This window comes from Bradyrhizobium sp. 482_C4_N1_8 (genome assembly GCF_052075965.1).
Taxonomy (GTDB): Bacteria; Pseudomonadota; Alphaproteobacteria; order Rhizobiales; family Xanthobacteraceae; genus Bradyrhizobium; species Bradyrhizobium barranii.
This window is the reverse complement of record NZ_CP197231.1, coordinates 8,500,241-8,526,242: the sequence shown is the minus strand read 5'-3', so window position 1 is coordinate 8,526,242 and position 26,002 is coordinate 8,500,241. Positions and strand designations below refer to the sequence as shown.

Genomic DNA, 26,002 nt, shown 5'->3' with positions numbered 1-26,002 from the left:
AAACGATGACGCGAAAGAACGCGAAGCGGTGTGCATTGCTCGTGGGTGCGGCGGTCGCGCTGAGTGCGAATGCCGTGTCGGCGGCGACGCTGGCGGAGGATGCGGAGATGGTCTGCAAAAGCCTCGCTGGCGGCGCCGATGCCGTGAAGATCGTTTCCGCGACATTGCTGGCGCCGTCGCAACTGGCTGTCGCCGGCGCGGGCCGACGCCGTCTGGGCGCATCACGCCGGCCAATCCCGGTTTCTGCAAGGTGCTGGGTCACATCGACCCAACCGATCCCAAGGCGCCGCCGATTAAATTCCAGGTCAACCTTCCCGTCGAATGGAACGGGCGCTCCGTTCAGTATGGCGGTGGGGGCTTTAACGGCGTGCTGATCACCGGCCTTGGGCTGCCGCCGGCCTATCCGTTCGACAAGCCGTCGCCGCTGGCGCGCGGCTTCGTCACCTACGGCACCGATTCCGGCCATTAGTCCAAGCCAGGCGAGCCGCCGCAACTGTTCGCGCTGAATGACGAAGCCTTCGAGAATTTCGCCCACCGTGCCTACAAGAAGGTGCGCGACGCCGCGGTTGGGCTGATGGAGCGCACATACGGCAAGAAGCCGGAAAAAATGTACTTCATGGGCTCGTCCGAGGGCGGCCGCGAAGGCCTCACCATGGCGCAGCGTTACCCTGATGATTTCGATGGCATCTTCGCCCGCGTGCCCGTGATCAACTGGGTCGGCCTGCAGCATGCCGGCACGCGCTCGGGGCTCGCGACCATGGGCGAGGGCTGGATCAATCCGGCGCAGGTCAAGCTCGTGGCCGATTCCGTGCGGCAGGCTTGCGACAAGGCCGACGGCTCCGATAATGCGCTGGTGCAGGACCCCGTAGCCTGCAAGGCAGCGTTCAAGGTCGAGACGCTGCGTTGTGCGGCGGGCCAGAGCGGCGATCAGTGCCTCACCGATGCACAGATCAAGGCCGTGAACACGCTGCACGGGACCTACAAATTCCCGTTCGCGCTCGCCAACGGGCTCGACGATTATCCGGGCTGGGGCGTGTCGGGCGAGGATGCGGCGGCGATCGGACCGACCGGTGGCTGGGTGGCGTGGTGGCTTGGCACAGCGCCACCCGCGCAGCCGCCTGCCCCCAACAACGGCATCGCCTGGATCTACGGCGCCGGCGGCATTCAACATGTGTTCGCACGCGATCCCAAGCTCGACGTCACCACCTACAAGGTCGAGGAGCACAAGGCGCGGCTGCTAGAGGTCTCGAGCCTGATGGATTCGACCGATCCGGATCTCAGCCGTTTTCGCGGACGCGGCGGCCGGCTGATCATGCTCGAGCACATGGCCGACTATGCGCAGAGCCCCTATGCCGGCATCCGCTATTTCGAAAGCGTCGAGCGCAAGCTCGGCAAGGCCGAGACGGCGGAATTCGCGCGGCTCTACACCGCCCCCGGCGTCGACCATGTCGGCTCCGGCGCGCCGGCCAATGTCGACATGCTGAGCGCATTGGTCGACTGGGTCGAGAAGGGCAAGGCGCCCGGCGATCTCGAAGTTAGCGAGCAGAAGGTCGAGGCGCCGTCGTTTGCCGTGTTGCGCGCGATGCCGCTGTGCCGCTGGCCGTCCTGGCCGCGTTACAAGAGCGGCCCGGTCACGGAGGCGTCCAGCTTCACCTGCGCGCCGTGAGGCGGCTCTTCACCTCTCCCGCTTGCGGGGAGAGGTCGGATCGCTCTTGCGATCCGGGTGAGGGGGTACAGGTCCCTCGACGATCTCACGTGTGGAGAGAGGCCCCTCACCCCGACCTTCTCCCCGTAAGAACGGGGAGAGGGGGAAGAAGAGCCTAATGCACCGGCCCACCGGCCGCCTTCACGCGCCGCGTCAGCAGCACCGCGATCGCGGCGATCACCAGCACGATGCCGATCACGGCAAAGGCGTCGGAATAGCCCATCACCAGCGCCTGGCGCTTGACCGTCTTGCCGAGCGCGATGATGGCCTGCTCGCGCGCGGCGTGGGGGTCGGGCACGCCGTGGGCCATGAAGTAATCCGTCATCTGCGCGATGCGGGTGCGGACTTCCTCGCGGCCGAGCGTGACCGACTGGCCGATGATGTTGGAGTGGAACTGCTCGCGCTTGGTGATGATGGTCGCGAGCGTCGCCGTGCCGATCGCGCCGCCGAGATTGCGGAACATGTTGCTGATGCCGGAGGCCGCGGCCGCGTCCTGCGGCGCGATGCCGCCCGTCAGCACCGAGGTCAGCGGCGTCAGCACCATGGCCTGTCCCACGGCACGCACGATGTTCGGAATCCAGAGCTGGTCGCCGGCATAGTCCGGCGACATCGCCGTGTTCATGAAGCAGCTATAGGCGAAGATCAGAAGGCCGGTGATCGCGATATAGCGCGTGTCGAAGCGTTGCATCAGCTTCGGGATCAGCGGGATCAGCACGAGCTGCGGCAGGCCGGTCCAGGCCAGCACATTGCCGATCTGCTCGGCGTTGTAGCCCTGCGCCTGGCCGAGATAGGCGGGCAGGATATAGACCGAGCCGAACAGCGCGAAGCCGACCATCGTCATCGCAATGGTGCCGAAGCCGAAATTACGCTGCGTCAGGAGACGCAGCCGGATCAGCGGCTTCTCGATCGTGAGCTCGATCGTGACGAACAGCGTCAGGCTGACGGCCGCGATCACGGCGAGCTTGACGATGAAGGGCGAGGAGAACCAGTCGTCCTTGTTGCCTTCCTCGAGCACGGCCTGCAGTGCCGACAGCCCGATCGCCATGGTGAAGATGCCGGCCCAGTCGCCTTCCTTCAAGAGACCGAGCTGCATCTTCTGCTTCTCCAGCGTCAGATAGAGCGCCGCCACCATCACCGCGGTCGGGATCACGTTGACGAAGAAGATGGTACGCCAGCCGTAGTTCTCCGTGAGATAGCCGCCGATGGTCGGGCCGATCGCGGGTGCGAAGGTGACGGACAGCGCGAAGATCGCAAGACCCACCGGCTGCTGCGGCTTCGGCAGCTTGGTCAGCACCAGCGTGAACGCCATCGGGATCAGCACGCCGCCGGCAAAGCCCTGCAGGCCGCGCATCGCGATCATCGACGGCAAATCATGTGTGAAGGCGCAGGCGACCGAGAACGCCGCGAACAGCGTCGCGCTCGCCAGCATGTAGCGGCGGAACGAGAACACGCGGCTCAAATAGTCGGTCAACGGGATCACGATGATCTCGCCGATCAGATACGACGTCGAGATCCAGGAGCCGTTGTCGGCGCCGGTTCCGATGCCGCCCTCGATGTTGGCCAGCGAGGCGTTGGTGATCTGGATGTTCAGGATCGCCATGAACGAGCCGATCATGGCGGCGAGCACGGCGATCCAGATCGCGGCACTCGCGCGGTTCGGGTCGGCTATTGCCGGATCAGGCGTCGCGGCCGGTGTTGCTGGCGTCGAAAGTGAGAGGCTGTTTGACATAGCACGACCCTCCGGAAACGAGCTTCGCCTTTACGTTTGTCTTGGGCGTCACGGCCGCATTCGCGGTCGGCGCGGTCGAACGTGTTGCAATAGTCGGGATCACCGACATGCCCGGCCGTAGCGCGATCGCGGGACCGTGCGCGGCATCGAGCGCGATCTTGACGGGGATGCGCTGCACCACCTTAGTGAAATTGCCGGTGGCGTTGTCGGGCGGCAGCAGCGCGAACTCCTGGCCGCTCGCCGGCGCGATGGAATCGACGTGGCCGTGCACGACCTGGCCCGGGAAGGTGTCGACCTCGATATCGACGGCCTGGCCGGCCTGCACGTGGGTGAGCTGCGTCTCCTTGAAGTTGGCGACCACATAGGCGCCCTCGGCCGGCACGATGGCCATCAGCTGCGTGCCCGCCTGTACGAACTGGCCGACGCGCAAGGAGCGGTTGCCGACCACGCCGTCGATCGGCGAGACGATTGTGGTGTAGCCGAGATTGAGCTCGGCCTGACGCTGGAGTGCGGCCGCGCGTGCGGCGGCGGCCCTGGCTTGCAATATCTCGGCGTTGAGGAGATCGACCTGCTTCAAGGCGGAGGTGAGATTGGCGATATCGCGCTGGATCGCCGCGTCTGCGCCGGCGTCGCGCGCTTGCGCCTGCTGCGCGTTCTGCACGCTGCCGAAACCCGTTGCCGCGAGATCGGTGTAGCGCTTGTTCTCCTGCTTCGCGAAAACCTTCGCGGCATTGTCGACATCAATGGTCGCTCTTGCCGCCGCGATCACGGCCTCCTGGACCTCGAGCTGCGCTTGCTTGCTTGTCACCGTCGCATTCGCGGCGGCGACGTCGGCCTTGGCCTGGTCGAGCGCGACGCGGAAGTCGCGATCGTCGATCCTGGCGAGCACCTGGCCGGCCTTCACATGCTCGTTATCGCCGACCAGGACGCGGTCGAGGTAGCCGCTGACCTTCGGCGCGATCGTGGTGTTGTCAGCCTTCACATAGGCGTCATCGGTGGAGACGAGGTACTGCCCGACGGTCCAGTAGTCGTAGCCGTACCAGCTCGCGCCGGCCAGCGCGACGATCGCCGCACCCATCAGCAACAGCTTGCGGAGATTGATTTTTTGCCGGCGGACGCCGGTCGGTGCGGTGGGCAGCACGCCCTCCGGCACGGTTGCTGGAATAGCGGTTTGGGTCGCAGCAGATGGGGTCGTGTGGACGGACATGGCCGGCTCCCCTGAATTAGGAAACTTGACGATTTCCAAAATGAGACTAGCTTTGGAATTGTCAATGGAATGACAGGCGTCATTTAAAAGCATGGCTCAGGCAAAGCCATCAGGTGAATGCCGCCCCCGCGGGCGGCCGCAACTGCGCAGCGACGAGGAGACGAGGCAGATCGTCTTCGACGCCGGGCGCCACGCCTTCGCCGTCGACGGCTATGCCGCGACCAGCACCGAAGAGCTGGCACGCCGCGCCGGCATCTCGACCAAGACGCTCTATCGCCTGTTTCCGGGCAAGGCCGCGCTGTTCGAGGCGATGTGCGCGGACAGGCTCGAGCGGCTGCTCTCCGCCGTCGATCTGCAAGGAAGCGACGAGGTCGATATCGAGACGGGCCTGCGTGCCGCGCTGCTGGCCTGCGCCGATCTCGCGCTCGATCCTGAGGTCGTGGCGCTGCAGCGCATGGTGCTGCAGGAATCCGCCGCGTTCCCCGAGCTCGCCGCCAACTTCTACAGCAACGGCATTTCCCGCACCGTCAGGACGCTCGCGGGCTGGCTGCGTGTCCAGGTCAAGCGCAAGCGCATCGCCATCGATGATGCGGAGGAAGTTGCCGGCATGCTGATCGGCATGGTCGCATCGGCGCCGCAGCGCGCGGCGATCTATGGGGGCATGCCGCTGCCGTCACGCAAGCAGATCGAGCGCCGCGTGCAAACCTGCGCGGCGCTGTTCCTCGATGGCTGCCGCGCCGCGTAGCCGTCTCCCTTTGACAATCCGGTTCGGCTCGGCTATCTATTTCGCATGCGAAATAAAGAAGCCGCAGCGAGGCATCATCGGCTTATTTACCTCCTGAACGTCGCGCAACGCCGTTTGCAGCGCTGGATGGCGGCGCAGCCGCAGAACGAGGTCACGCCGGCGCAGGCGGGGCTGTTGTTCATCCTCGGCAAGCAGGACGGCGTGCTGATGGGCGAGGCAGGCGCGGCGCTCGACATGGGGCCGGCCGGCATCTCAGGCCTCGTCGATCGCAGTGCTGCGGCGAGGCTGGTCGAGCGGCGGGCCGATCGCGAGGATGGCCGGGCCTGGCGCGTATGGCTGACGCCGAAGGGGCGCACCGTGCTGACGCAGGCGAAGACTGACGCGGCGCAGATCAACGCCGCGTTGACGGACGGATTTACCAGCGCGGAGATCGACATCGTCGCGCGCTGGCTGACCAGCATTCAGGACAAGTTTCCAAGACCTTCAGACGACTAAAGGAGAGACCCATGACCGAGCACGTCCGGATCGAGAACAACAACGGAATTCTCACCCTCACGCTGGCGCGCCCCGACAAGAAGAACGCGCTGACGGATGCGATGTACGGCAAGCTCGCCGACACCATCGAATCCGCCGAGTTCGATCCGTCCGCCCGCGTGATCCTGATCCGCGGCGAGGGTGACATGTTCACCGCCGGCAACGATGTCGGCGAATTCGCCGCCGTGGCAGCCGGCAAGTCCGAAGGCAGCCGTAACGTCGTGCGCTTCATCCAGTCGCTGGCGCGCTGCACCCGGCCGCTCGTCGCGGCCGTGCAGGGCCGCGCCGTCGGCGTCGGCACCACGATGCTGCTGCATTGCGACCTCGTCGTGCTCGCCGACAACGCGCAATTGTCGACGCCCTTCGTCAGCCTCGCGCTGGTGCCGGAGGCCGCCTCCAGCCTGCTGATGCCGGCACGCATCGGCTACGCCCGCGCCTACGAGATGTTCGCGCTGGGCGAGACCGTACCGGCGAGGTCGGCGTTGGAATGGGGCCTTGCCAACCGTGTGGTGCCGCTCGACAAGCTCGATGCCGAGGCGCTCGCGCTGGCGCAGCGGCTCGCTCGCCAGCCGGCCGGCGCGCTTACTGCGACCAAGAAGTTGATGCGCAACGGCGAGGCGCTGGTCGCACAGATGCAGGCCGAAGGCGAGCAATTCGCGCAGCGTTTGCGCACGGCGGAAGCACGCGAGGCCTTCACCGCCTTCGCCGAGCGCCGGCCGCCGGATTTCACCAAGGTTGCCTGATTTCGCTAGTCTTAAAGCGCTTACAGACCGGGCACTTCCGGCAATTTGACTAAAACCTTAACCGATCCTTGGCATGTCGCGATGCAGGGTGGCCGGCAGTACAATGCAGGCCCCCTGACTCATGGCAATGTTTAAGAAATCGGTAAGCTCGCTTCTCCTGACCTTGATGGCTCTGCTGGCCGCCGGTGCGCTGGCCTCTACCGCGATCCAGATGTTCGGAGCGTTCGGTCGCTACAGCGACAGTCTCGAGACGGCGCGGCTCGCCGCTGCCGACAAGGCGATCTTCCATGGCGTGCTCGCGTTGCGCAACAATCGTGGCGATGCCCAGAGCGCCATCCTTGGCGAGGACGATCCCAAGGCAAAACTCGCCGAAGCCGAGAAGGCCGAGCAGGGCGGCTATGAAGGGATCAGCGCTGCACTCCCGACCGTCGATTTCGCACGCCGCGACGAGCTCGCCGGCACGCTGAAGCAGCGCTGGAACGAAGCCGCGCCGCAATTCCAGCTGTTCTACGACGAGGCCAGGCTTCCGCGCGCCGAGCGCAAGATGGAGCGAACCAATTCCTGGTACGATGCCGTCACCAAGGTCATCGACACTGCGAACCTCGCCTCCACCGCGGTGTCGAACCGCGCCTGGATGAACGATCCCTACATCGCCCGCATGATCCAGGTCCGCCGCTTCGCCTGGCAGGTGCGCGACCGCTATGGGGTCCATTGTTCGTCGCTTCGCTCGAACATCAACAGCAGCAAGCCGCTCGACGACGTTCAGAAGCGGTCGGTGGCGCAATGGGACGGCACGATCGCCTCCGGCTGGGCGGGCATGGCCGAGTTGCTGGCCGCGCCCGACGTGACGGCGGAGCTGGTGACGGCAGCGTCGGACGCGAAGACCAAGACCGATGGCGTCCTGAAGCAGATCGGCGATCTCACCAAGAATCTCGACGGCAGCGGCAAGCCCGCGATGCCCGCTTCGGAGTGGAATACGCTCTGCCAGTCGCCGTTCCCGCTCATTGTCGGGGTCGCGACCAAAGCGCTGGATCAGTCGATCGCGCGTGCCGAGGCCGTGCAGACCAAGGCGCTCACCAACCTCATCGTGCAGTCGCTCGCGTTTCTGCTCGCGCTCGCCGTGACCCTCGCCGGCGTCTACGTGGTGCGCAATCGCCTGATGCGCCCGGTCCGCGCCATCCTCGACGCCATCGCGCGAATCGGCGCCCGTGATTATGCGACGCCCGTGCCGCGATCCCGATATCCCGACGAGTTCGGCACCATGGCTGCCGCGCTCGAGAGCCTGCGCGAGAGCGCGGCGACCGCCGAGCGGCTGGGCCAGGAACGCGAATCGCAGCAGGCGTTGCAACTCGCCCGCTCCGGCACCGTGGACGACGCATGCCGCAGCTTCGACGACACCGTGCAGGCGGTGATCCACAGTGTCGCGGCGTCGGCGAGGGAGCTCGATGCCACCGCGACCGATGTGCGCACGCTGGTATCAGAGTCGACCAGCCAGACCGCGGCAGTCTCTTCCGCAGCCGAGCAGGCCACCAACAATCTCGAGACCATCGCGGCCGCGACCGAGGAACTCTCCGCATCCGTCGGCGAGATCTCCGCACAGGTGCAGTTGAGCGCCCGCGAGGCGCGCGAGGCGGTGTCGCAGGCCGAGCGGACCAACGCGACGGTCGAGATCCTCGATCAGACCGCGAGCCGGATCGGCGAGGTCGTGAAGATGATCAACGCCATCGCCGGCCAGACCAATCTCCTGGCGCTGAACGCGACCATCGAAGCGGCGCGTGCGGGCGAGGCCGGCCGCGGCTTTGCCGTGGTCGCCGGCGAGGTCAAGAGCCTCGCCGCGCAGACCGCAACCGCAACCGAAGAAATCTCGCGCCAGGTCGAGGAGATCCAGGGCGCGACGGGCCAGGCCGTGACCGCCATCCGTTCGATCGGGGGCGCCATCAGCGGCATCGACGAGAAGATGACGGCGATCGCAGCCGCCGTCGAGGAGCAGCGCGCGGCCACCACCGAGATCTCGCGCAACTTCCAGCAGGCCGCCCAGGGCACCCGCGAGGTCACCGACACCATCGGCAGCGTCGCGAGACTCAACCAGGAAACCGGCAACGCCGGCACGGTGCTGTCCGAATCCGTGAAGAAGATGTCGGGCGATGCCGATCGTCTTCGCGTCGCGGTCGAGGGCTTTTTGGGGGCCGTGAAGACCGCATAACCTCGATCGTCATCCGTCTGGGCGTCGCGCGAACGGCATTGCCGCCGCTTCACGCGGCGGGTACATCTGTGGCGCTGCGGGAGTGCCGCAACAGACGTATCAAGGATGGAGAGTTCGATGCCGGCCACCCCACACAACGCCCAGCGCCCCTATCGCGGCGTGTTCCCGGTCGCGCCCACCATCTTCGACGAGCGCGGCGAGCTCGACCTCGAGGGCCAGCGCCGCTGCATCGATTTCATGATCGATGCGGGCTCGAATGGTCTCTGTATCCTCGCCAATTTCTCCGAGCAGTTCGTGCTCACCGATGCCGAGCGCGAAACCGTGATGCATGCGGTGCTGGAGCATGTCGCGGGCCGGGTTCCCGTGATCGTCACCACCACGCATTTCAGCTCGGCCGTCTGCGCGGCGCGCAGCCAGCAGGCGGAGGCGGCGGGGGCCGCGATGGTGATGGTGATGCCGCCCTATCACGGCGCGACCTTCCGCGTGCCCGAGAAGGGCATCGTCGAGTTCTTCAAGGTGCTGTCCGGCGCGATCAACATTCCAATCATGATCCAGGACGCGCCTGTTGCCGGAACGCCGCTGTCGGTTGAGCTGCTCGCGCGGCTGGCGCGCGACTTCGCCAACATCCGCTATTTCAAGATCGAGGTGCCGGGCGCGGCGGCAAAGCTCCGCAGCCTGATCGAGGCGGGCGGCAAGGATATCGAGGGACCGTGGGACGGCGAGGAAGCCATCACGCTGCTCGCCGATCTCGACGCCGGCGCCACCGGCGCGATGACGGGCGGCGGCTATCCCGACGGCATCCGCCAGATCATCGATCCCTATTTCGCCGGCAAGCGCGAAGAGGCAAAGGCCGCCTATGAGCGCTGGCTGCCGCTGATCAACTACGAAAACCGCCAATGCGGCCTGATCGCCTGCAAGGCCATGATGCAGGCCGGCGGCGTGATCAAATCGGACGCCGTGCGGCATCCGCTCCAGCCGCTGCACCCGGCAACGCGGGCAGGGCTGCTGGAACTCGCGAAGGAGCGGGATGCGCTGGCGTTGCGGTGGGGGAAGTAGCGCCGCACCCACTCGGTTGTCGCTAGCTCTCTCGGCAGTCCCCGCCTTCGCGGGGGCGACGCCGAGTGTGAGGTGCGCGCTGGCCTGATCCCGCCGGCTTCCGTCTGGCTGAGGGCGTCGAATTAGCGCGGTTCGGGCGGTTTTCCGCACGCCGGCGATGACATATTGTACGCTCCTTGCACGCTCGCCAACCAGGTCCGCGGAGCTTCTCAAGACGTCGCTGAGCAGCTCTTCATTATGCCGCTATTCCGAGCCAGGTTGGAGCGAGCCGACGAAACAGGGAGGCAGTGCCATGACGATGAGGCCGGATCCCACCTTTCACGCATCGCCTAAGCTGGCGATGGAAGCACCTGCAGAGAACTTTGCCTACACGCTGCTGCTCAGTCCGGATTTCTCAAAACCGGATGCTCTCGCGGTCATCGACGTCAAGCCGGGATCGCCGACCTACAGCCAAATCGTCCACACGGTGACGATGCCCAACAAGGGCGATGAGTTTCATCACTTCGGCTGGAATGCCTGTTCCTCCGCCTTGTCTCCGCTCGCCGGACACGCCTTCATCGAGCGGCGCTATCTCATCATCCCCGGGATACGCTCGTCGCGGATCTACATCATCGATACCAAGCCCGATCCGACCAAAGCCAAAATCCACAAGATCATCGAGCCCGAGGAAATCTTCAAGAAGACCGGCTACTCGCGGCCGCATACCATCCATTGCGGGCCGGACGGCGTCTATGTGAGCACGCTGGGCGGCGGCGGCAAGGACGGCACCAACGGGCCTCCAGGCGTTTTCATCATGGATTGCGAGACGTTCGAGGTCCTTGGACGGTGGGAGATCGACCGCGGTCCGCAGACACTGCATTATGATTTCTGGTGGAACCTGCCGCGCGACTACATGGTGACGAGCGAATGGGCGTTGCCGCCGCAGTTCGAGAACGGGATCGTCGCGGAAGATCTGCTGGCGAACAAATATGGCCATCGTCTCCACTTCTGGGATCTCCGCGCCCGTCGCAACGTGCAGACCATCGACCTCGGCGCCAATCATCAGATGGCGCTGGAGGTGCGGCCCGCGCACGATCCGGTTCGCGAATACGGCTTCGTTGGCGTTGTGGTCGACACCACCAACCTCGAAGCGTCGATCTGGACCTGGTGGCGCGAAGGCGGAAAATTCCATGCGGAGAAGACGGCGACGATCCCGCCCGAGCCCGCGCCAAAGGAGAAGCTCCCGCCGCTGCTGCAGGGATTTGGCGCCGTGCCACCGCTGGTGACCGACATCGACCTGTCGATGGATGACCGGTTTCTCTATGTCTCGTGCTGGGGCACTGGTGAGATGCGCCAGTACGATGTGAGTGATCCGCGAAAGCCGAAGCTCGCGGGCTCGGTTCACATCGGCGGCATCGCGCGCCGCACGCCCCATCCGAACGGCAAGGCATTTGCGGCCGGTCCGCAGATGGTCGAGATCAGCCGCGACGGCAAGCGCGTGTACTGGACCAATTCGCTGTATTCCACCTGGGATGATCAATTCTATCCCGATGGGGTTCCGGGCGTCGAAGTCATGGCCAATGTCGGCCGCGACGGCGGCCTCGAGCTCGCCAAGGACTATTTCGTGAGCTTCCCCGACGGATATCGTGCGCACCAGATCAGGCTGGAGGGCGGCGATTGTTCGACGGACTCCTTTTGCTACCCGTCGGCCTAGGCTGGCAGCACGGGAGTTGGCCGCTCGGCTGGCTGTGGCTCGCTCTTGTTGCGAGCGGTCTCTATCACGGCGTCAATCCGGGAATGGGATGGCCGCTCGCCGTTTCGGCTGGGCTCATGGACAAGAGCCCGCGCGCGCTGTTCCGCGCGTTGTGGGCTCTGGCGGCCGGACATCTCCTGGCAACACTTCTCGTGCTGCTGCCATTCGCGTTCCTGCTCGTGCTGGCCGAGTGGCAGCGTTCGATCCAGCTCGGCGCGAGTCTTCTCGTCATCGGCTTCGGCGTCTATCGGCTGATCGAGCGACGCCATCCGCGCACGCTGGCACGAATTCCGCCAACGCAATTGGCGCTCTGGTCATTCGCCGTTGCCATTGCCCACGGCGCGGCCTTGATGCTCGTGCCGATCTATCTCGGGCTCTGCCAGGCCTTCGAGCTCGATGCCGGCCATGAGGCGGCGGGCGCGCTGATGAAGGCAAGTCTTCTGAAGACAAGTCTCGGGATGGCGGTGCTGGTGTCCCTGGTGCACGTTGTCGCCATGGTCAGTGCCGGCGGATGTCTGGCGTGGCTGGTCTACCGCTATCTGGGATTGAGGTTCGTCGCGCGAAGCTGGTTCAATCTGGATGCAATCTGGGCGACCAGCCTCATTCTGGTTGGCGCCGTGGCGCTTGCCTTCAATCTCGCGAGCTGGCGCTGAGTCCTACTTCGCCAACGCCCACTCGCCGACAAAGCGGAAGCGCGCCCTGGCATCATCCTGCTTGAACAGCGCGATCCGGTCGATCACCAGCGTCTCGAGGCCGAGCGTCGCAAACCTCGCGCGCAGCATCTCCAGGATCGGCCCGCGCCGTTCTGCATCCAGGCGTCCCGTCAGCGTCATGTGGAAGCGGAATTCTTCCATCACGTAAGGGTAACCCCAGCGGTCGAGATAGTCGCGCTGCCGCTCAGTGAGCTTGTCGGGCTTGCGCCGCGCGCGGTCTTCCGCCGTCATGGGCGCGCGGAAGTCGTCGAATTCGCGGACGCAATCGGCGGCAAGTTGCTGGAGCGCGCCCACCGGCTCGGTCGGAATCACCGCAATGAAGCCGCTGATGGAGTCGACGACCGGACGGATTGACGGCATCGGCCGCGCCTTGCCGGCAAAGGCCGCGCAGGCTGCGACGAGCTCGGCTTCAGTCCTGCCTGGCGCCAGCGACATCGGCGCCTTCAGCGTGCCGTGGAAACCGTATTTGCGGGGATCGGCCGTGACGTCGCGCCAATCCGGCGCAACACGCGATGCGTCGGCAGGGAACGGCATCTCCTCACCGGTGTAGACATCATAGCCGAGCAGCTTGGCGCCGAAGCGGGAGAGGGCGCTGTCGGCGCCGGCTGCGAAGTAGATCGCGTAGCGGGGAAAATCTGTCATTGCCCGAGCATAACCGGTTCAGGCCGCAACAACAGCCTCGCGCGGCGTCGCCGCCGCAGCGAGCAGTCGCGTCGCATCAGTGAGATGCACGAGCTTTCCGCCTGATACCACCGCGATCAGCCGCGGCCGCAGCGGCACGCTGTCGTCGACCAGCAGCATGTCGGCGCGGCATCCTTCTGCGAGCACGCCGCGATCGGCAAGGCCGGTCGCGCGCGCTGGTCCCGCAGAGACCAGATCCCAGGCCTTCGGCAGCGGCAGCACACCGTCGGCGGCGAGGCGGAACGCGGCGAGCAGTTGCGCGGGATAGTAATAGTCCGACGCCAGCACCGAGCAGAGCCCCTTCGCGATCATGTCGGATGCCCGGGTCCAGCCGGTATGGCTGCCGCCGCGCACGACGTTCGGCGCACCGTAGACGATCGCATCGCCCGCGGCCGCGGCCGCTCGCGCGGTCTCCTCGCTGATCGGAAACTCCGCGATGTCAGCGCCCAGCTCGCGAAACTCCTGCCGCATCGCCGGCGTCGCATCGTCATGCGAGAGCATCCGCACCTCGGCCGCGCGGGCAGTTGCGGCAAGCCGCGACACGGAAGCCGGCACTTCACTGGCGCGCGAAAGCACACGCTCGACCAGCCGGTCGAATTCCTCGCCCGAGAGGCCGGTGCGCTCCACCATGCGGTTGCGCTTGCGCGGCTTGGCCATGTCGGCAACGGTGCCGTCCATGTGGTCGTTGAAGGCGAACAGGTCGACGCGGCCCTCGGCGAGCCACTGGCTTATCTCGGCCTCGGCCTCGAGATTGTAGGTCTCGTGCCGCAGGTGGAAACGGGTATCGGCGGCGAATTGCGGGCGCTGCCGCTCGATCGCCTCCATCAGGGCGCGCGCATTGCCGGCGCTGCGCAGGCCCGGCTCCCACGAACAGGTCGTGGCGTGAAAGACGGTGGTGATGCCGTTGCTGATCGCCTGGCGGTCACTGTCGGCGAGCGCGACGTCGATCGGGAAGTCGACGCCGGCGCGCGGCATCATCTGGCGCTCGAAGGCATCGCCATGCAGATCGACGATGCCGGGCAGCACCAGCAGGTTGCGCGCATCGATCGCCAGCCGCGCACGGCCGCGAGAGGCATCGACCTGCGCAATGTCCGCGCCGGACACCAGAATGGAAGTTTCGACGAGCTCGGAGCCGATCAGGGCCCGGCCGCCCTCAAGGAAGATGTCTGTCAAGCGACCGCGCTTCGTTTGCTGGCAGGGGAACGGGTGAGGGAGCTTGCCCGTGCTTCATATGCCGAGAGGAAATCTTCAATCCCGAGCTTGCGGAAATCGGGCAGTGCTTCACGCAATTTGTCGTGATCCCAGTCCCACCAGGCGAGTTGGGCCAGCCGTCCGGCGACGTCTTCCGAGAACCGCCGCCGCACGATGCGCGCCGGATTGCCGGCGACGATGGTGTAGGCCGGCACGTCCTTGGTGACGATGGCGCCCGCCGCGATCACCGCGCCGGTGCCGATGTTGCGGCCGGGCAGCACGATCGCGCCATGGCCGATCCAGACGTCGTGGCCGATATGAACGTGATGCTGGCGCCGCCAGTCGAAGAACTCGGTGTCGTCGCTCTCGCCTTCGAAGTAGGCGCTGGAACGATAGGTGAAATGCGCCTGCGTGGCGCGATGCATCGGATGATTGCCGGGATTGATGCGCGTCATCGCCGCGATCGAGCAGAATTTTCCGATCGTGGTGTAGGTGATCTGGGCGTCGTTCACGACATAGGAGTAATCGCCCATCGTGACTTCAGTGAGGATCGTGCGCGCACCGACCTCGGTATAGGTGCCGAGCCTGGTCTCATGCAGCTTCGCCGAAGGGTCGATGGTCGGTTGAACCGAGAGCGTTTTGCCGGCCATGCTACATCCGATAGGTCGAGGGCGGGCGTACCTCTTCGAGTGCCCTGATGACAACGTCATGACGATGCGATGACAGGGGAAGAGGTGTGTAGGATCGCCGCAGCGCGATCCGCGTGTCACACAAGTGTCAAGTGCCGGCGCTAGCGGTGGCAGCCAGCTACTCTGGAGCCCTCTATGCTGGTGGTTGAAGGTCTGACGTGCCGCTTCGGCGCAAAAGCCGCGGTGGACGACGCTTCGTTTCAAATCTCCCCCGGCGGCTTCGTCGGTGTGATCGGGCGCTCCGGCGCCGGCAAGTCGACCATGCTGCGCATGATCAATCGCCTGGCGACGCCGACGCAGGGCCGCATCCTGTTCGACGGCCTCGACGTCACCGCGTTGCGCGGCAAGGAATTGCGGCAGTGGCGGGCGCGCTCGGCGATGATTTTCCAGCAGTTCAACCTCGTCGGCCGGCTCGATGTGCTCACCAACGTGCTGATGGGGCGCCTCGCGACGATGCCGGCCTGGCGCTCGCTGACGCAGACCTGGCCCGAGCACGACAAGGCGCTGGCGATGTCGGCGCTCGAACAGTTCGATATCGCCTCACTCGCCGCCCAGCGCGCCGACCAGCTCTCCGGCGGCCAGCAGCAGCGTGTTGCGATCGCCCGCGCACTGGTGCAGCAGCCCGACATCATCCTCGCCGACGAGCCGATCGCCTCGCTCGACCCGCGCAACACCAAGATCGTGATGGATGCGCTGCTGCGCATCAACAAGCATTTCGGCATCACCGTGCTCTGCAACCTGCATTCGCTCGATCTGGCGCGCAGCTATTGCGATCGCCTGATCGGCATGGCGCAGGGGCGCGTGGTGTTCGACGGCGCGCCTGCCGAATTGACCGACGACGTCGCGCGCGAGCTCTACGATCTCGAAGCCTCCGACGTCATGGGCGGAATGCCCGTGCCGGTGCCTGAGGGTGTGCCGGCGCTCGGAACGGCCGCGGCTGCCTGAGCTGCGCCTGTAGTTGCCAATTTTTGCGTCAACCGACCCCAACCGATGAAGAGGGTATCATGATCACTCGCAGACTGGTTCTTGCCGGCGCCGCCGCGCTCGCGTTCACGACTTCGGCCTCCGCCGACGACTGGAAAGCCAAATACCCCGAACTGACCTTCGCGGTCATTCCGGCGGAAAACGCCTCGGGCGTGACCGAGCGCTGGGCGCCGTTCATGAACTATCTCTCCAAGGAATTGGGCGTGAAGGTCACGCTGCGCATCGCCAACGACTACGCCGCCGTCATCGAGGGCCAGCGCGCCGGCAACATTTATATCGCCAGCTACGGCTCGGCGTCATTCGCCCGCGCCCGCCTGACCGGCGTCAAGACCGATGCCTTCGCCAACGACATCAACGCCGACGGTTCGACCGGCTACTACTCTGTGTTCTTCGTCAAGGCGAGCAGCCCCTACAAGAGCGTCGACCAGCTCAAGGGCAAGAACCTCGGCCTCGTCGATCCGAACTCGACCTCCGGCAACAACGTGCCGCGCTTCGAGCTCGACAAGATGGGCATCACGGATGCCGACACCTATTTCAGCAAGGTCGTCTTCACCGGCAGCCACGAGAACGCGATCCTGGCGCTGGCGCAGGGCACGGTCGACGTTGCGGCCAACCAGTGGACCAGCGATGACGATTCCACGCTGGCGCAGATGCTGACCAAGGGCATGCTGAAGAATGCCGACGGCTCGCCGATGAAGAAGGACGATTTCCGCATCATCCACAAGTCGGCGCCGATCATCAACGGCCCCTACGCCTACAATTCCGACCTGCCGGAAGATGCCAAGGCGGCGATCGCCAAGGCGTTCTTCGACGCGCCGGCCAAGGACAAGGCGGCCTTCGATCGCCTCCAGGACGGCCAGAAGAAGGGTTTTCATCCCGCCACCACCAAGGACTGGGATGGCACGATCGAGCTGATCAAGTTCGTCGATGCACTGCGTAAGAAGAAGGCGTCCTGAGTTTCGGGACGATAGCACTGGAGCCGGGTCGATGGACCCGGCTCTTTCTCTTTGATCGACTACCTTCCCTGGCCAGATGACCGTCGCGGTTTCGATCCTCCCCGAGCAGCAGCTCGCCGTGCTCAACGCGGCCTATCGCCAGGCGGTCGCGCGCAAGCGGCTCCGACTCCTTTTGGGGCTGGTGATCTTTGCCGCAGCGCTGTTTCTTGCCGCGATCGGCGCGGAAGTGAACCTGCGCACCTTCTTTGCCCATTTCGGCAATTTCATCAGCTATTTCGACCGCATCCTCACGCTCGATAGCGGCCAGCGGGTCTGGACCGATGCCGGCGAGTGGCTGTGGGGCTGGCGCAAATGGCTGAAGATGCTGGGCGAGACGCTGCTGATCTCCTACGTCGGCACGCTGATCGGCGCGACCTTGGCCTTCGCCTTGAATTTCTTCGCGGCTGAGAACACCTCACCGTCGCCCTGGCTGCGCTTCGTGGTGCGTCGCCTGCTCGAATTCGCCCGCACCGTGCCGGGCATCGTCTTCGCGCTGATCTTCGTGATTGCCTTCGGGCTCGGGCCGATGGCCGGCGTGCTCGCGATCGCGATCCACTCCACCGGCGCGCTCGGCAAACTGTTCTCCGAGATCGTCGAGAATGCCGACATGAAGCCGGTCGAGGGCATCCGTTCGACCGGCGCGAGCTGGCTCTCCTGCATGCGCTTTGCGATCGTGCCGCAGGTGACGGCGGGGTATGCCAGCTACGCGCTGCTGCGCTTCGAGATCAACGTCCGTGAAGCCTCCGTCATGGGCTTCGTCGGCGCCGGCGGCATCGGCCAGGAGCTCGTCGTCGCCATCCGCAAGTTCTATTACTCCGACGTCAGTGCCATCCTGCTCACCATCATCATCACGGTCTTCATCATCGACATCACTACGGGCTGGCTACGCGGCCGTCTGTTCGGCAAGGAGGCACGGACGTGACGAGACCGCAGGAGGTCGACACGCGAGAGCTTCGCGCGCGCTACCCCGATGTGTTCGATCGCCCCGCCTCGGCGCGGCTCGCGATGCCGGCGATGATCGTCGCGGCGTTTGCGATCCTGGTTTACGGCCTCGTCGATCTCGACTTCTCGCCGTCGCGATTCTTCGCAGGGCTGAGCCAGCTCGGCTGGATCGGCCTGATGATGATCCCGCCCGATCCGGGCTCTTCGCTGCCGGTCTATCTGAAAGCGCTGGGTGAGACGCTGTCGATCGCGCTGCTCGGCACGACGCTCGCCGCGCTGTTCGCGCTTCCGGTCAGCCTGCTGGCCGCGCGCAACGTCATACCTTCGCAGATCCTGCGTTTTCCGGTCCGCCGTTTCCTGGATTCGATCCGCGGCGTCGACACCCTGATCTGGGCGCTGGTGTGGATTAACGTCGTCGGGCTTGGTCCGTTCGCCGGCGTGCTCGCCATCGCCGTGTCGGATTTCGGCGCGTTCGGCAAACTGTTCTCGGAGGCGATCGAGGGCGCCGACCAGAAGCAGGTCGAAGGCGTCCGCGCCTCCGGCGGCAGTGCTTTGCACGAAATCCGCTTCGGCCTGCTGCCGCAGGTGCTGCCCGTGATCGCCGGCCAGGTGCTCTATTTCATCGAATCCAACACGCGCTCGGCCACCATCATCGGCATCGTCGGCGCCGGCGGCATCGGCCTCCAACTCGCCGAGCAGATCCGCGTGCTGGAATGGCAGCGGGTGTCGTTCCTGATCCTGATGATTCTGGTCGCCGTCGCCGCGATCGATTTTATTTCGAGCAAGTTGCGGTTTGCGATCATTGGGCGGCGAGCTGTCGCCTGATCGCCGGCGCCGTAGGGTGGGCAAAGCGAAGCGTGCCCACCACTTCTGCTTAGATATCGGGGAGAGATGGTGGGCACGGCGCAAGTGCGCCTTTGCCCACCCTACGAGCCCTGCGTGGTCGCCCGCTCACCCGTTCTCCACCAGAAACTCCACCCGCTCCGCTGCAAAGCGCGAGTGCTTGGTCACCAGCGGCTTGCCGGCGAGATCGTGGTCGGTCGCGTCGACCACCAGGATCGGCCGTCCCAGCGGCAGATCGAGCCGCGCGGCATCGGTTGCGTCCACGATGCCGGCGGTGATCCGGGTCGCGCCGCGGCTGTAGTCGCGGACGCCGTAATGCTCGAGCAGTTTCGTCATCGAGCGCGTCGCGGCGAATACCTCACCCGCGCCCGGAAACAATTCCGCTGACAGCCAGGTGGTGGAGACGCAGATCGGCGTGCGGTCGGCGAGGCGGATCGCCTCGATCCGCACCAGCGGCGCGCCGGCCTTCAATCCCAGTTCGCGCGCCAGTTCGCGGGTCGCGACGTCGTCGGACGCCTCGATCAGCCGGCCATGCGGTTCGCGGCCGTCGGCGCCGACGATCTCGGAGAAGCGGGTGCGCGAGCGCAAGGGATAAGCGAGGCGCTGCGCCTCGACATAGGTTCCGCTGCCGCGTTCGGCGCGCACGATGCCGCGCTCGGCAAGTGCGGCCAGCGCGCGCCGCACGGTGTGGCGGTTCACGCGATAGGTCTCGGCGATCTCCATCTCGCCCGGCAGCTTGTCGCCGGCTGCAAAGCGGCCGTCGGCGATGCCGCGCTCGATGCCGTCGGCAACGAGGCGCCACAGCGCGACGCCCGAAGAGGCTGTGTCCTGCATGCTCATGTCGCCGAGAAGCCTACTTCAGAAATCACACGTTTGTCACGAAACAGTCATGGCGCTTCCGTATCAAGTTGTCTATTATCATAGACAACTTGGATTCGGCAAGTTCTGTCAAAAGCTCGGTGGATTGGGTGACCCAGCACAACAACCAGCAAGTCCAGCGCAAGGCCGCGATGGCCGTGCTGGCGCACGCGGAGGCGGGCGAGATCGCCGCTCGCCTCCGCGCTCTCGCCCTGCCGGCGCATCAGGAGCTACGCGCGCCGGAAAACGGTCTCGTCATGCTGCGCGGCCGGGTCGGCGGCGACGGCGCGCCGTTCAATCTCGGTGAAGCCACGGTGTCTCGCGCAGCGGTCCGGCTCGCGAGCGGCGAGGTCGGCTTCGGCTACACGCTGGGGCGCGATGGCGAAAAGGCGCGGCTGATCGCGCTCTGCGACGCGCTGGCGCAGTCCAGTGATTTCGGTGAGGCGGTGGAGCGTGACGTTATCGCGCCGTTGCGCGAGCAGCTTATGATCCAGCGCAAGCAGGCGGCGGCCGAGACCGCCGCGACGAAGGTTGATTTCTACACCATGGTGCGCGGTGAGGGGTGAGGCCATGACCACGATTGCGGAACTGCCGCCGGGTTTCGTCGACAAGGTCTTGTCGGCGCAATCGACCTTTCGTTCCGTGATGGACGCGATGGCGCGACCGGGCTCGGTCCAGCGCATCGTGCCGATGGCGGGAGCGCCCGCGCCAACGATGCGCGGCACTGCCGCGATCGCGCTGACGCTGTTCGATCACGACACGCCGCTCTGGCTCGATGAGCGGATGACGGAGCGATCGGACGTGGTGAAATGGCTCAAGTTCCACACCGGCGCGCCGGTGGTGCAGGACTCCTCGATCGCGAGTTTCGCGCTGATCAGTGACGGTGCGGCGCTGCCGTCGCTCGAGCGCTTCGCACTGGGCACGAACGAGTATCCGGATCGTTCGACCACGGTGATCCTTCAGGTCGAGAGCCTGAATTCGGGGCGCAGTTTCGAACTGCGTGGCCCCGGCATCGACGGTGTCGCGACGCTTCAGGCCTCGATCAGGCCTTTCGACCTGTTCGAACGGCTGCAGTTCAACGAGGCGCTGTTTCCGCGCGGCATCGATTTGGTGCTGGTCGCCGATGATGCCGTGGTTGCGATCCCGCGCACCACGCGTGTCGTGAACAAGGGAAGCTAGTCGCATGTATGTCGCAGTCAAAGGCGGCGAGCGCGCCATCGAGAACGCCCATCGCCTGCTCGCCAATGCGCGGCGTGGCGACCAGAGCATTTCCGAAGTCACGCTGGATCAGATCTCGGAGCAGCTTGGCCTCGCCGTGGACCGCGTCATGAGCGAAGGGTCGCTCTACGACCGCGAGCTCGCGGCGCTCGCGATCAAGCAGGCGCGCGGGGATCTGATCGAGGCGATCTTCCTGGTCCGCGCCTTCCGCGCCACCCTGCCGCGCTTCGGCGCCAGCGAGCCGGTCGACACCGGCGCGATGCGCGTGCAGCGGCGGGTGTCGGCGACCTTCAAGGATATTCCCGGCGGCCAGATCCTCGGGCCTACCTTCGACTACACGCACCGCCTGCTCGATCCCTCGCTTGGCCAGGGCTTCGTGCCTGAAGTGCCGGCGACGGCCGAAGCTTCGACGGCGCCCACGCCGCGTGTGACCGACATTCTGGGCCGCGACGGGCTGATCGAATCCTCGCCGCGGGCCGAAGACGGCGCCAGCGTCGGCGACCTCACGCGCGAACCGCTGAACTTCCCGGCCGATCGCGACCTGCGCCTGCAAAACCTCGCGCGCGGTGACGAAGGCTTTCTGCTGGCCATGGGTTACTCCACCCAGCGCGGTTACGGCCGCAACCATCCCTTCGTCGGCGAGATCCGCTTCGGCGAGGTCGAGGTCGAATTTTTCGCGGAGGACGTCGGCTTCGCCGTGCCGCTCGGCTCCATCGAGCTCACCGAGTGCCAGATGGTGAATCAATTCAAGGGTTCGGCGACGGAAGCGCCGTGTTTCACCCGCGGCTATGGTCTCGCCTTCGGCCAGAGCGAGCGCAAGACCATGTCGATGGCGCTGGTCGACCGGGCGCTGCGTGCCCGCGAGCTCGGCGAAGAGGCCGTGGCCCCGGCGCAAGATGAAGAATTCGTGATGTCGCATTCGGACAACGTCCAGGCGACCGGCTTCGTCGAGCATCTGAAGCTGCCGCACTATGTCGACTTCCAGTCCGAGCTCGGGCTCCTGCGCAAGCTGCGCAAGGAATTTGCCGAGGCCAATGCGCCCGATGCCATGAAGGAGGCCGCGGAATGAACGCGCCCGCCTACAATTTCGCCTATCTCGACGAGCAGACCAAGCGGATGATCCGCCGCGCGATCCTCAAGGCGATCGCGATCCCCGGTTATCAGGTGCCGTTCGCCAGCCGCGAAATGCCGATGCCCTATGGCTGGGGCACCGGCGGCGTGCAGGTCACGGCCGCGATCCTCGGGCCCCAGGATGTGCTGAAGGTGATCGACCAAGGTTCCGACGACACGACGAATGCGATCTCGATCCGCAAATTCTTCGCCAAGACCGCGGGCGTCGCCACGACCACGGCAACAGAAGATGCAACCGTGATCCAGACGCGTCACCGCATCCCGGAGACGTCGCTGCACGCGAACCAGGTGCTGGTCTATCAGGTGCCGATCCCGGAGCCGCTGCGTTTCCTCGAACCGCGCGAGACCGAGACGCGGCGCATGCATGCGCTGGCCGAATACGGCCTGATGCATGTGAAGCTCTACGAGGACATCGCCCGCTTTGGCCACATCGCCACTGCCTACGCCTATCCGGTGAAGGTGAACGCGCGCTACGTGATGGACCCGTCGCCGACGCCGAAATTCGACAATCCCAAGATGGACAATTGCCCGGCGCTGCAATTGTTCGGCGCCGGTCGCGAGAAGCGCATCTATGCGATCCCGCCCTATACGCAGGTGGTGTCGCTCGATTTCGAGGATCACCCGTTCGAGCCGTACCGCTTCAACGCGCCCTGCGCGCTGTGCGCGGCGGAAAATTCCTATCTCGACGAGATTGTCACCGACGACAAGGGCGGGCGCATGTTCGTGTGCTCGGACACCGACTATTGCGAGGGCCGCCAGGCCGCCGGACATCACGGCAGCATGAGCGCCGCGCCGTACAAGGAGAAGGCGCAGGAGGGATCAAATGGCTGAGGAGATGCTGGAGAACGATCAGCCGCTGCTGGTCGCGGAGTCGCTCAGCAAGTCCTATGGCCGCATCGCCGCGTGCCGCGACGTGTCGTTCTCGCTCTACCCCGGCGAGGTGCTGGCGATCGTCGGCGAGTCCGGCTCGGGCAAGTCGACACTGCTGCAAATGCTCTCGGGCCAGCTCGCGCCGAGCGCCGGCCAGGTGTCGTACCGGATGCGCGACGGCGTCACCCGCGATCTCACGAGCCTTGGCGAAGCCGAGCGACGCTTCCTGTTCCGCACCGACTGGGGCTATGTGCACCAGGATCCCGCGCAGGGCCTGCGCATGGCGGTCTCGGCCGGCGCCAATGTCGGCGAACGGCTGATGGCGGTCGGCTGGAATCACTACGGCCGCATCCGCGATACCGCGTCGGACTGGCTCACCCGTGTCGAGATCGACATCGCGCGCATCGACGATGCGCCGCGCACCTATTCCGGCGGCATGCGCCAGCGTCTCCAGATCGCGCGCAACCTCGTCACCGAGCCGCGGCTGGTGTTCATGGACGAGCCGACCGGCGGTCTGGACGTGTCTGTCCAGGCGCGCCTGCTCGACCTCGTGCGCAGCCTCGTCGCCGAGCTGCACCTTGCCGTCATCATCGTCACCCACGATCTCGCGGTGGCGCGACTGCTGTCGCATCGCGTGATGGTGATGAAGGGCGGCCGTGTCATCGAGACGGGTCTCACCGACCAGGTGCTCGACGATCCCCGCGAGCCCTATACCCAGCTCCTCGTTTCCTCGATTCTGCCGCCATAAGCCTTCCAAGATGAGTTTTCCGATGACCGCCATGATCGACATCGCCGCCGCGAAAAAGACCTTTACGATGCACCTGCAGGGCGGCATCGAGCTGCCTGTCGTCAGCGGCGTGACCTTCCACGTCAACCCGGGCGAATGCGTCGTGCTCTCTGGCCCGTCCGGTGCCGGCAAGTCGTCGATCCTGAAGATGATTTTTGGCAATTACCGCTGCGACTCCGGCCGTATCGGCATTCGCCATCGCGGCGCGGTTGTCGATCTCGCCACCGCCGAGCCGCGGCAGGTTCTCAACATCCGCCGCTCCACCATCGGCTATGTCAGCCAGTTTTTGCGGGCGGTGCCGCGTGTTGCGACCATCGACGTCGTCGCGGAGCCACTGATCGTGAACGGCACGGCCCGAGCCGACGCGCAGGCACGCGCCGGCGAGTTGCTGCACCGCCTCAACATCCCTGAAAGACTCTGGCAGCTGCCGCCCGCGACCTTCTCCGGCGGCGAGCAGCAGCGCGTCAACATCGCGCGCGGCTTCATCTCGGACCTGCCGATCCTGCTGCTGGACGAGCCGACCGCCTCGCTCGATGCCGCCAACCGCGCCGTCGTGGTCGAGCTGGTCGCCGACAAGAAGCGCCAGGGCGTCGCCATGGTCGCCATTGTCCATGACGACGAAATCCGCCATTTGATTGCCGACCGTATTGTTGACGTCACCAGCTTTGCCGCCGCGGCCTGAAGGAAATGGAAATGAATGCCAAGCCGAAGGAAACATTGATCGCCAACGCCAGGATCGTGCTGGCTGACCGCGTGATCGAACAGGGCTGGCTCGCTCTCGCGGACGGACGCATCGCCGAGATCGGCGAGGGCAGGGCCCCCGCGGGTGCGGAGGATGCCGGCGGCGACCTCATCATGCCCGGCCTGATCGAGCTCCACACCGACCATCTCGAAGCGCATTACGTGCCGCGCCCGAAAGTGTTCTGGAATCCGGTCGCCGCCGTCATCTCCTATGACGGCCAGCTCGCGACCTCAGGCATCACGACCGTGTTCGACTCGCTCCGGGTCTGGCGTGAGGACGGCGCCGAGGAAGTCGATGGCCGCGCCGGCGTGCTCGCCGCCGCGATCACGACCGCGCGCGATGCCAGCCTGCTGCGCGCCGACCACTTCCTGCATCTGCGCTGCGAAATCCCGATGCCGAGCGTGGTCGAGGAAGCCAAGGAGCTGATCGACCGTCCCGACGTCAAGCTGATGTCGCTGATGGACCACACCCCCGGCCAGCGCCAGTTCCGCGACGAGGTCAAGCTGCGCGACTATTATCGCGGCAAGGGCGGCGGCAAGACCGATGCCGAGCTCGACGAGCTGTTCGCGAAGCGCTTCGAGTATCAGAAGCTCTATGCCGCGACCAACATGCGCGAGATCGTATCGCTCGCGCACAAGTACAACATTCCGCTGGCGAGCCATGACGACACCACCGAGGAGAACGTCGCGGACGCCGTGCGCGATCGCGTGTCGGTGGCGGAATTCCCGACCACGCTCGAGGCCGCGCGCGGCCTGCATCAGGCCGGCATCGACATCCTGATGGGGGCGCCGAACGTCGTGCGCGGCGGCTCGCACTCCGGCAACATCGCCGCGGTCGATCTCGCCCGAGAGGGCCTGCTCGACATCCTGTCGTCGGACTACATCCCGTCCAGCCTCCTGATGGCCGCGCTGCAATTGCCGGAGCATGTGCCTGCGATCAGCCTTCCGGCGGCGGTTCGCACCGTGACCAAGGCGCCGGCCGAGGCGGTTGGCCTGTCGGATCGTGGCGAGGTCGCGATCGGCAAGCGGGCCGACCTGATCCGCGTGCATGTCGCAGGCGACGTTCCCGTGGTCCGCAGCGTCTGGCGCGAAGGAAACCGCGTCGCATGAGCGAGACCGCGACCATGGCACACGATGAGGCCAGCGGGATCGGACCCGGGCGGCTCGTGCTCGTGGTCGGTCCCAGCGGTGCGGGCAAGGACACGCTGTTGCGGCTCGCACAGGCGGCCTGCGTCGATGATCGCGACATCGTCTTCCCGCGCCGTGTCGTGACGCGCGAATCCTCCGAGGCCGAAGACAACATCGCGATGAGCCAGGACGAATTCCGCCGCGCGCGCGAGCACGGCGATTTCGCCGTGCACTGGGAAGCGCATGGCCATTCCTACGCTCTTCCGCTCGAAATCAACGATGACATCCTCGCCGGCCGGGCCGTCGTCGCCAATGTCTCGCGCACAGTGATTGGCGCGCTCCGCCAGGCCTATGCCAACGTCGTCGTGGTCGCGATCACGGCGCCGCCGGACGTGCTGGCGCAGCGGCTTGCTGCCCGGGCCCGGCACAGCGACGGCAATATCGCAGATCGCCTCGCGCGCAGCGTCGACGACGCATCGGCCAATGCCGATGTCACTATCCTCAACGCGGGCAGCGCGGACTATCACAGTCGCCAGCTCGTGCGCGTGATCAGGAACGAAGGCTGGCACGAATAGCC

The 26,002-nt window shown here is 65.7% G+C and carries 25 protein-coding genes and 1 pseudogene; 20 read left to right on the top strand and 6 right to left on the bottom strand.

Annotation, left to right across the window (positions count from 1 at the left end):
* Positions 1 to 5 precede the first annotated feature (5 nt).
* Positions 6 to 1,666, top strand: a pseudogene (locus AB7Z56_RS40455) (tannase/feruloyl esterase family alpha/beta hydrolase).
* A 154-nt stretch (positions 1,667 to 1,820) separates the two neighbouring features.
* On the opposite strand, the gene AB7Z56_RS40450 reads toward AB7Z56_RS40455, so the two are convergent.
* Positions 1,821 to 3,434, bottom strand: coding sequence for an MDR family MFS transporter (locus AB7Z56_RS40450; protein WP_063979777.1), 1,614 nt, complete (start codon positions 3,432 to 3,434; stop codon positions 1,821 to 1,823).
* Positions 3,382 to 4,641 carry an HlyD family secretion protein gene (locus tag AB7Z56_RS40445; protein ID WP_063979776.1) on the bottom strand — a complete coding sequence of 420 codons (1,260 nt, stop codon included), beginning with the start codon at positions 4,639 to 4,641 and terminating at the stop codon, positions 3,382 to 3,384. The genes AB7Z56_RS40450 and AB7Z56_RS40445 overlap by 53 nt, the downstream gene beginning before the upstream one ends.
* Before the next feature lie 91 nt (positions 4,642 to 4,732).
* Here AB7Z56_RS40445 and AB7Z56_RS40440 point away from each other — a divergent pair, with 91 nt between their 5' ends.
* From AB7Z56_RS40440 to AB7Z56_RS40410, 7 genes are all read left to right on the top strand, one after another.
* Complete coding sequence (locus tag AB7Z56_RS40440; RefSeq protein WP_063979775.1) at positions 4,733 to 5,386, top strand: TetR/AcrR family transcriptional regulator; 654 nt, start codon at positions 4,733 to 4,735, stop codon at positions 5,384 to 5,386.
* 45 nt (positions 5,387 to 5,431) lie between these two features.
* Entirely contained in the window at positions 5,432 to 5,881 is a 450-nt protein-coding gene (locus AB7Z56_RS40435) for a MarR family winged helix-turn-helix transcriptional regulator (protein WP_063979774.1), read from the top strand.
* Between the two features lie 11 nt (positions 5,882 to 5,892).
* A complete protein-coding gene (locus tag AB7Z56_RS40430; protein ID WP_063979773.1) occupies positions 5,893 to 6,663 on the top strand; it encodes an enoyl-CoA hydratase in 771 nt (256 codons plus the stop codon).
* A gap of 121 nt (positions 6,664 to 6,784) precedes the next feature.
* Positions 6,785 to 8,866 carry a methyl-accepting chemotaxis protein gene (locus AB7Z56_RS40425; RefSeq protein ID WP_063985908.1) on the top strand — a complete coding sequence of 694 codons (2,082 nt, stop codon included), beginning with the start codon at positions 6,785 to 6,787 and terminating at the stop codon, positions 8,864 to 8,866.
* A gap of 117 nt (positions 8,867 to 8,983) precedes the next feature.
* Positions 8,984 to 9,922, top strand: coding sequence for a dihydrodipicolinate synthase family protein (locus tag AB7Z56_RS40420; protein ID WP_028148940.1), 939 nt, complete (start codon positions 8,984 to 8,986; stop codon positions 9,920 to 9,922).
* A 292-nt stretch (positions 9,923 to 10,214) separates the two neighbouring features.
* Positions 10,215 to 11,615 carry a selenium-binding protein SBP56-related protein gene (locus AB7Z56_RS40415; protein ID WP_028159106.1) on the top strand — a complete coding sequence of 467 codons (1,401 nt, stop codon included), beginning with the start codon at positions 10,215 to 10,217 and terminating at the stop codon, positions 11,613 to 11,615.
* A gap of 83 nt (positions 11,616 to 11,698) precedes the next feature.
* Entirely contained in the window at positions 11,699 to 12,307 is a 609-nt protein-coding gene (locus AB7Z56_RS40410; protein ID WP_085965313.1) for a hypothetical protein, read from the top strand.
* 3 nt (positions 12,308 to 12,310) lie between these two features.
* On the opposite strand, the gene AB7Z56_RS40405 is transcribed toward AB7Z56_RS40410, so the two are convergent.
* From AB7Z56_RS40405 to AB7Z56_RS40395, 3 genes are read right to left on the bottom strand one after another with little or no spacing between them, the layout of a single operon-like run.
* A complete protein-coding gene (locus AB7Z56_RS40405; protein WP_063979771.1) occupies positions 12,311 to 13,009 on the bottom strand; it encodes a DUF1045 domain-containing protein in 699 nt (232 codons plus the stop codon).
* 18 nt (positions 13,010 to 13,027) lie between these two features.
* Positions 13,028 to 14,221 (bottom strand): alpha-D-ribose 1-methylphosphonate 5-triphosphate diphosphatase, encoded by a 1,194-nt coding sequence (locus tag AB7Z56_RS40400; protein ID WP_063979770.1) that lies wholly within the window; start codon positions 14,219 to 14,221, stop codon positions 13,028 to 13,030.
* Positions 14,218 to 14,889: a chloramphenicol acetyltransferase gene (locus tag AB7Z56_RS40395; protein WP_063985907.1), complete on the bottom strand. Its 672-nt coding sequence runs from the start codon at positions 14,887 to 14,889 to the stop codon at positions 14,218 to 14,220. Before AB7Z56_RS40395 ends, AB7Z56_RS40400 begins: the two co-directional genes overlap by 4 nt.
* 174 nt (positions 14,890 to 15,063) lie before the next feature.
* On the opposite strand from AB7Z56_RS40395, the gene phnC reads away from it, so the two are divergent.
* The 4 genes from phnC (at position 15,064) to phnE (AB7Z56_RS40375) (ending at position 18,674) form a co-directional block, all read left to right on the top strand.
* Positions 15,064 to 15,873 (top strand): phosphonate ABC transporter ATP-binding protein, encoded by an 810-nt coding sequence (gene phnC / locus AB7Z56_RS40390; protein ID WP_283017791.1) that lies wholly within the window; start codon positions 15,064 to 15,066, stop codon positions 15,871 to 15,873.
* A 59-nt stretch (positions 15,874 to 15,932) separates the two neighbouring features.
* A complete protein-coding gene (gene phnD, locus AB7Z56_RS40385; RefSeq protein WP_283017790.1) occupies positions 15,933 to 16,868 on the top strand; it encodes a phosphonate ABC transporter substrate-binding protein in 936 nt (311 codons plus the stop codon).
* A gap of 76 nt (positions 16,869 to 16,944) precedes the next feature.
* The gene (phnE, locus tag AB7Z56_RS40380; RefSeq protein WP_231143682.1) at positions 16,945 to 17,829 is read left to right on the top strand and encodes a phosphonate ABC transporter, permease protein PhnE; all 885 of its coding nucleotides are present in this window, start codon (positions 16,945 to 16,947) and stop codon (positions 17,827 to 17,829) included.
* A complete protein-coding gene (gene phnE / locus AB7Z56_RS40375) occupies positions 17,826 to 18,674 on the top strand; it encodes a phosphonate ABC transporter, permease protein PhnE (protein ID WP_063985906.1) in 849 nt (282 codons plus the stop codon). The genes phnE (AB7Z56_RS40380) and phnE (AB7Z56_RS40375) overlap by 4 nt, the downstream gene beginning before the upstream one ends.
* Positions 18,675 to 18,800: 126 nt before the next feature.
* Here phnE (AB7Z56_RS40375) and phnF read toward each other — a convergent pair whose 3' ends face one another.
* On the bottom strand, positions 18,801 to 19,532 hold the full coding sequence (gene phnF, locus AB7Z56_RS40370; protein ID WP_028151386.1) for a phosphonate metabolism transcriptional regulator PhnF: 732 nt from the start codon (positions 19,530 to 19,532) through the stop codon (positions 18,801 to 18,803).
* Between the two features lie 119 nt (positions 19,533 to 19,651).
* Here phnF and phnG point away from each other — a divergent pair, with 119 nt between their 5' ends.
* Genes phnG through phnN form a run of 8 tightly spaced genes read left to right on the top strand, consistent with a single transcriptional unit; the run spans position 19,652 to position 26,000 of the window.
* A complete protein-coding gene (phnG, locus tag AB7Z56_RS40365) occupies positions 19,652 to 20,116 on the top strand; it encodes a phosphonate C-P lyase system protein PhnG (RefSeq protein WP_084795316.1) in 465 nt (154 codons plus the stop codon).
* A gap of 4 nt (positions 20,117 to 20,120) precedes the next feature.
* Positions 20,121 to 20,729, top strand: a complete 609-nt coding sequence (gene phnH / locus AB7Z56_RS40360) for a phosphonate C-P lyase system protein PhnH (protein ID WP_063985905.1) — start codon at positions 20,121 to 20,123, stop codon at positions 20,727 to 20,729.
* A 4-nt stretch (positions 20,730 to 20,733) separates the two neighbouring features.
* Complete coding sequence (locus tag AB7Z56_RS40355) at positions 20,734 to 21,837, top strand: carbon-phosphorus lyase complex subunit PhnI (RefSeq protein ID WP_063985904.1); 1,104 nt, start codon at positions 20,734 to 20,736, stop codon at positions 21,835 to 21,837.
* Positions 21,834 to 22,730, top strand: a complete 897-nt coding sequence (locus AB7Z56_RS40350; protein ID WP_063985903.1) for an alpha-D-ribose 1-methylphosphonate 5-phosphate C-P-lyase PhnJ — start codon at positions 21,834 to 21,836, stop codon at positions 22,728 to 22,730. The genes AB7Z56_RS40355 and AB7Z56_RS40350 overlap by 4 nt, the downstream gene beginning before the upstream one ends.
* Positions 22,723 to 23,517: a phosphonate C-P lyase system protein PhnK gene (phnK, locus tag AB7Z56_RS40345; RefSeq protein ID WP_063985902.1), complete on the top strand. Its 795-nt coding sequence runs from the start codon at positions 22,723 to 22,725 to the stop codon at positions 23,515 to 23,517. Before AB7Z56_RS40350 ends, phnK begins: the two co-directional genes overlap by 8 nt.
* Positions 23,518 to 23,539: 22 nt before the next feature.
* The gene (phnL, locus tag AB7Z56_RS40340) at positions 23,540 to 24,238 is read left to right on the top strand and encodes a phosphonate C-P lyase system protein PhnL (protein WP_063986744.1); all 699 of its coding nucleotides are present in this window, start codon (positions 23,540 to 23,542) and stop codon (positions 24,236 to 24,238) included.
* An 11-nt stretch (positions 24,239 to 24,249) separates the two neighbouring features.
* Positions 24,250 to 25,407, top strand: coding sequence for an alpha-D-ribose 1-methylphosphonate 5-triphosphate diphosphatase (locus tag AB7Z56_RS40335; RefSeq protein WP_063986743.1), 1,158 nt, complete (start codon positions 24,250 to 24,252; stop codon positions 25,405 to 25,407).
* The gene (gene phnN, locus AB7Z56_RS40330) at positions 25,404 to 26,000 is read left to right on the top strand and encodes a phosphonate metabolism protein/1,5-bisphosphokinase (PRPP-forming) PhnN (protein WP_063985901.1); all 597 of its coding nucleotides are present in this window, start codon (positions 25,404 to 25,406) and stop codon (positions 25,998 to 26,000) included. Before AB7Z56_RS40335 ends, phnN begins: the two co-directional genes overlap by 4 nt.
* Positions 26,001 to 26,002: the final 2 nt, after the last annotated feature.

Bases quoted from the DNA above. Each gene is read 5' to 3' on its own strand.
- AB7Z56_RS40450 (WP_063979777.1), bottom strand. From the start codon at position 3,434: ATGTCAAACAGCCTCTCACTTTCGACGCCAGCAACACCGGCCGCGACG.
- AB7Z56_RS40445 (WP_063979776.1), bottom strand. From the start codon at position 4,641: ATGTCCGTCCACACGACCCCATCTGCTGCGACCCAAACCGCTATTCCA.
- AB7Z56_RS40440 (WP_063979775.1), top strand. From the start codon at position 4,733: ATGGCTCAGGCAAAGCCATCAGGTGAATGCCGCCCCCGCGGGCGGCCG.
- AB7Z56_RS40435 (WP_063979774.1), top strand. From the start codon at position 5,432: ATGCGAAATAAAGAAGCCGCAGCGAGGCATCATCGGCTTATTTACCTC.
- AB7Z56_RS40430 (WP_063979773.1), top strand. From the start codon at position 5,893: ATGACCGAGCACGTCCGGATCGAGAACAACAACGGAATTCTCACCCTC.
- AB7Z56_RS40425 (WP_063985908.1), top strand. From the start codon at position 6,785: ATGGCAATGTTTAAGAAATCGGTAAGCTCGCTTCTCCTGACCTTGATG.
- AB7Z56_RS40420 (WP_028148940.1), top strand. From the start codon at position 8,984: ATGCCGGCCACCCCACACAACGCCCAGCGCCCCTATCGCGGCGTGTTC.
- AB7Z56_RS40415 (WP_028159106.1), top strand. From the start codon at position 10,215: ATGACGATGAGGCCGGATCCCACCTTTCACGCATCGCCTAAGCTGGCG.
- AB7Z56_RS40410 (WP_085965313.1), top strand. From the start codon at position 11,699: ATGGGATGGCCGCTCGCCGTTTCGGCTGGGCTCATGGACAAGAGCCCG.
- AB7Z56_RS40405 (WP_063979771.1), bottom strand. From the start codon at position 13,009: ATGACAGATTTTCCCCGCTACGCGATCTACTTCGCAGCCGGCGCCGAC.
- AB7Z56_RS40395 (WP_063985907.1), bottom strand. From the start codon at position 14,889: ATGGCCGGCAAAACGCTCTCGGTTCAACCGACCATCGACCCTTCGGCG.
- phnC (WP_283017791.1), top strand. From the start codon at position 15,064: ATGCTGGTGGTTGAAGGTCTGACGTGCCGCTTCGGCGCAAAAGCCGCG.
- phnD (WP_283017790.1), top strand. From the start codon at position 15,933: ATGATCACTCGCAGACTGGTTCTTGCCGGCGCCGCCGCGCTCGCGTTC.
- phnE (WP_231143682.1), top strand. From the start codon at position 16,945: ATGACCGTCGCGGTTTCGATCCTCCCCGAGCAGCAGCTCGCCGTGCTC.
- phnF (WP_028151386.1), bottom strand. From the start codon at position 19,532: ATGAGCATGCAGGACACAGCCTCTTCGGGCGTCGCGCTGTGGCGCCTC.
- phnH (WP_063985905.1), top strand. From the start codon at position 20,121: ATGACCACGATTGCGGAACTGCCGCCGGGTTTCGTCGACAAGGTCTTG.
- AB7Z56_RS40355 (WP_063985904.1), top strand. From the start codon at position 20,734: ATGTATGTCGCAGTCAAAGGCGGCGAGCGCGCCATCGAGAACGCCCAT.
- AB7Z56_RS40350 (WP_063985903.1), top strand. From the start codon at position 21,834: ATGAACGCGCCCGCCTACAATTTCGCCTATCTCGACGAGCAGACCAAG.
- phnK (WP_063985902.1), top strand. From the start codon at position 22,723: ATGGCTGAGGAGATGCTGGAGAACGATCAGCCGCTGCTGGTCGCGGAG.
- phnL (WP_063986744.1), top strand. From the start codon at position 23,540: ATGACCGCCATGATCGACATCGCCGCCGCGAAAAAGACCTTTACGATG.
- AB7Z56_RS40335 (WP_063986743.1), top strand. From the start codon at position 24,250: ATGAATGCCAAGCCGAAGGAAACATTGATCGCCAACGCCAGGATCGTG.
- phnN (WP_063985901.1), top strand. From the start codon at position 25,404: ATGAGCGAGACCGCGACCATGGCACACGATGAGGCCAGCGGGATCGGA.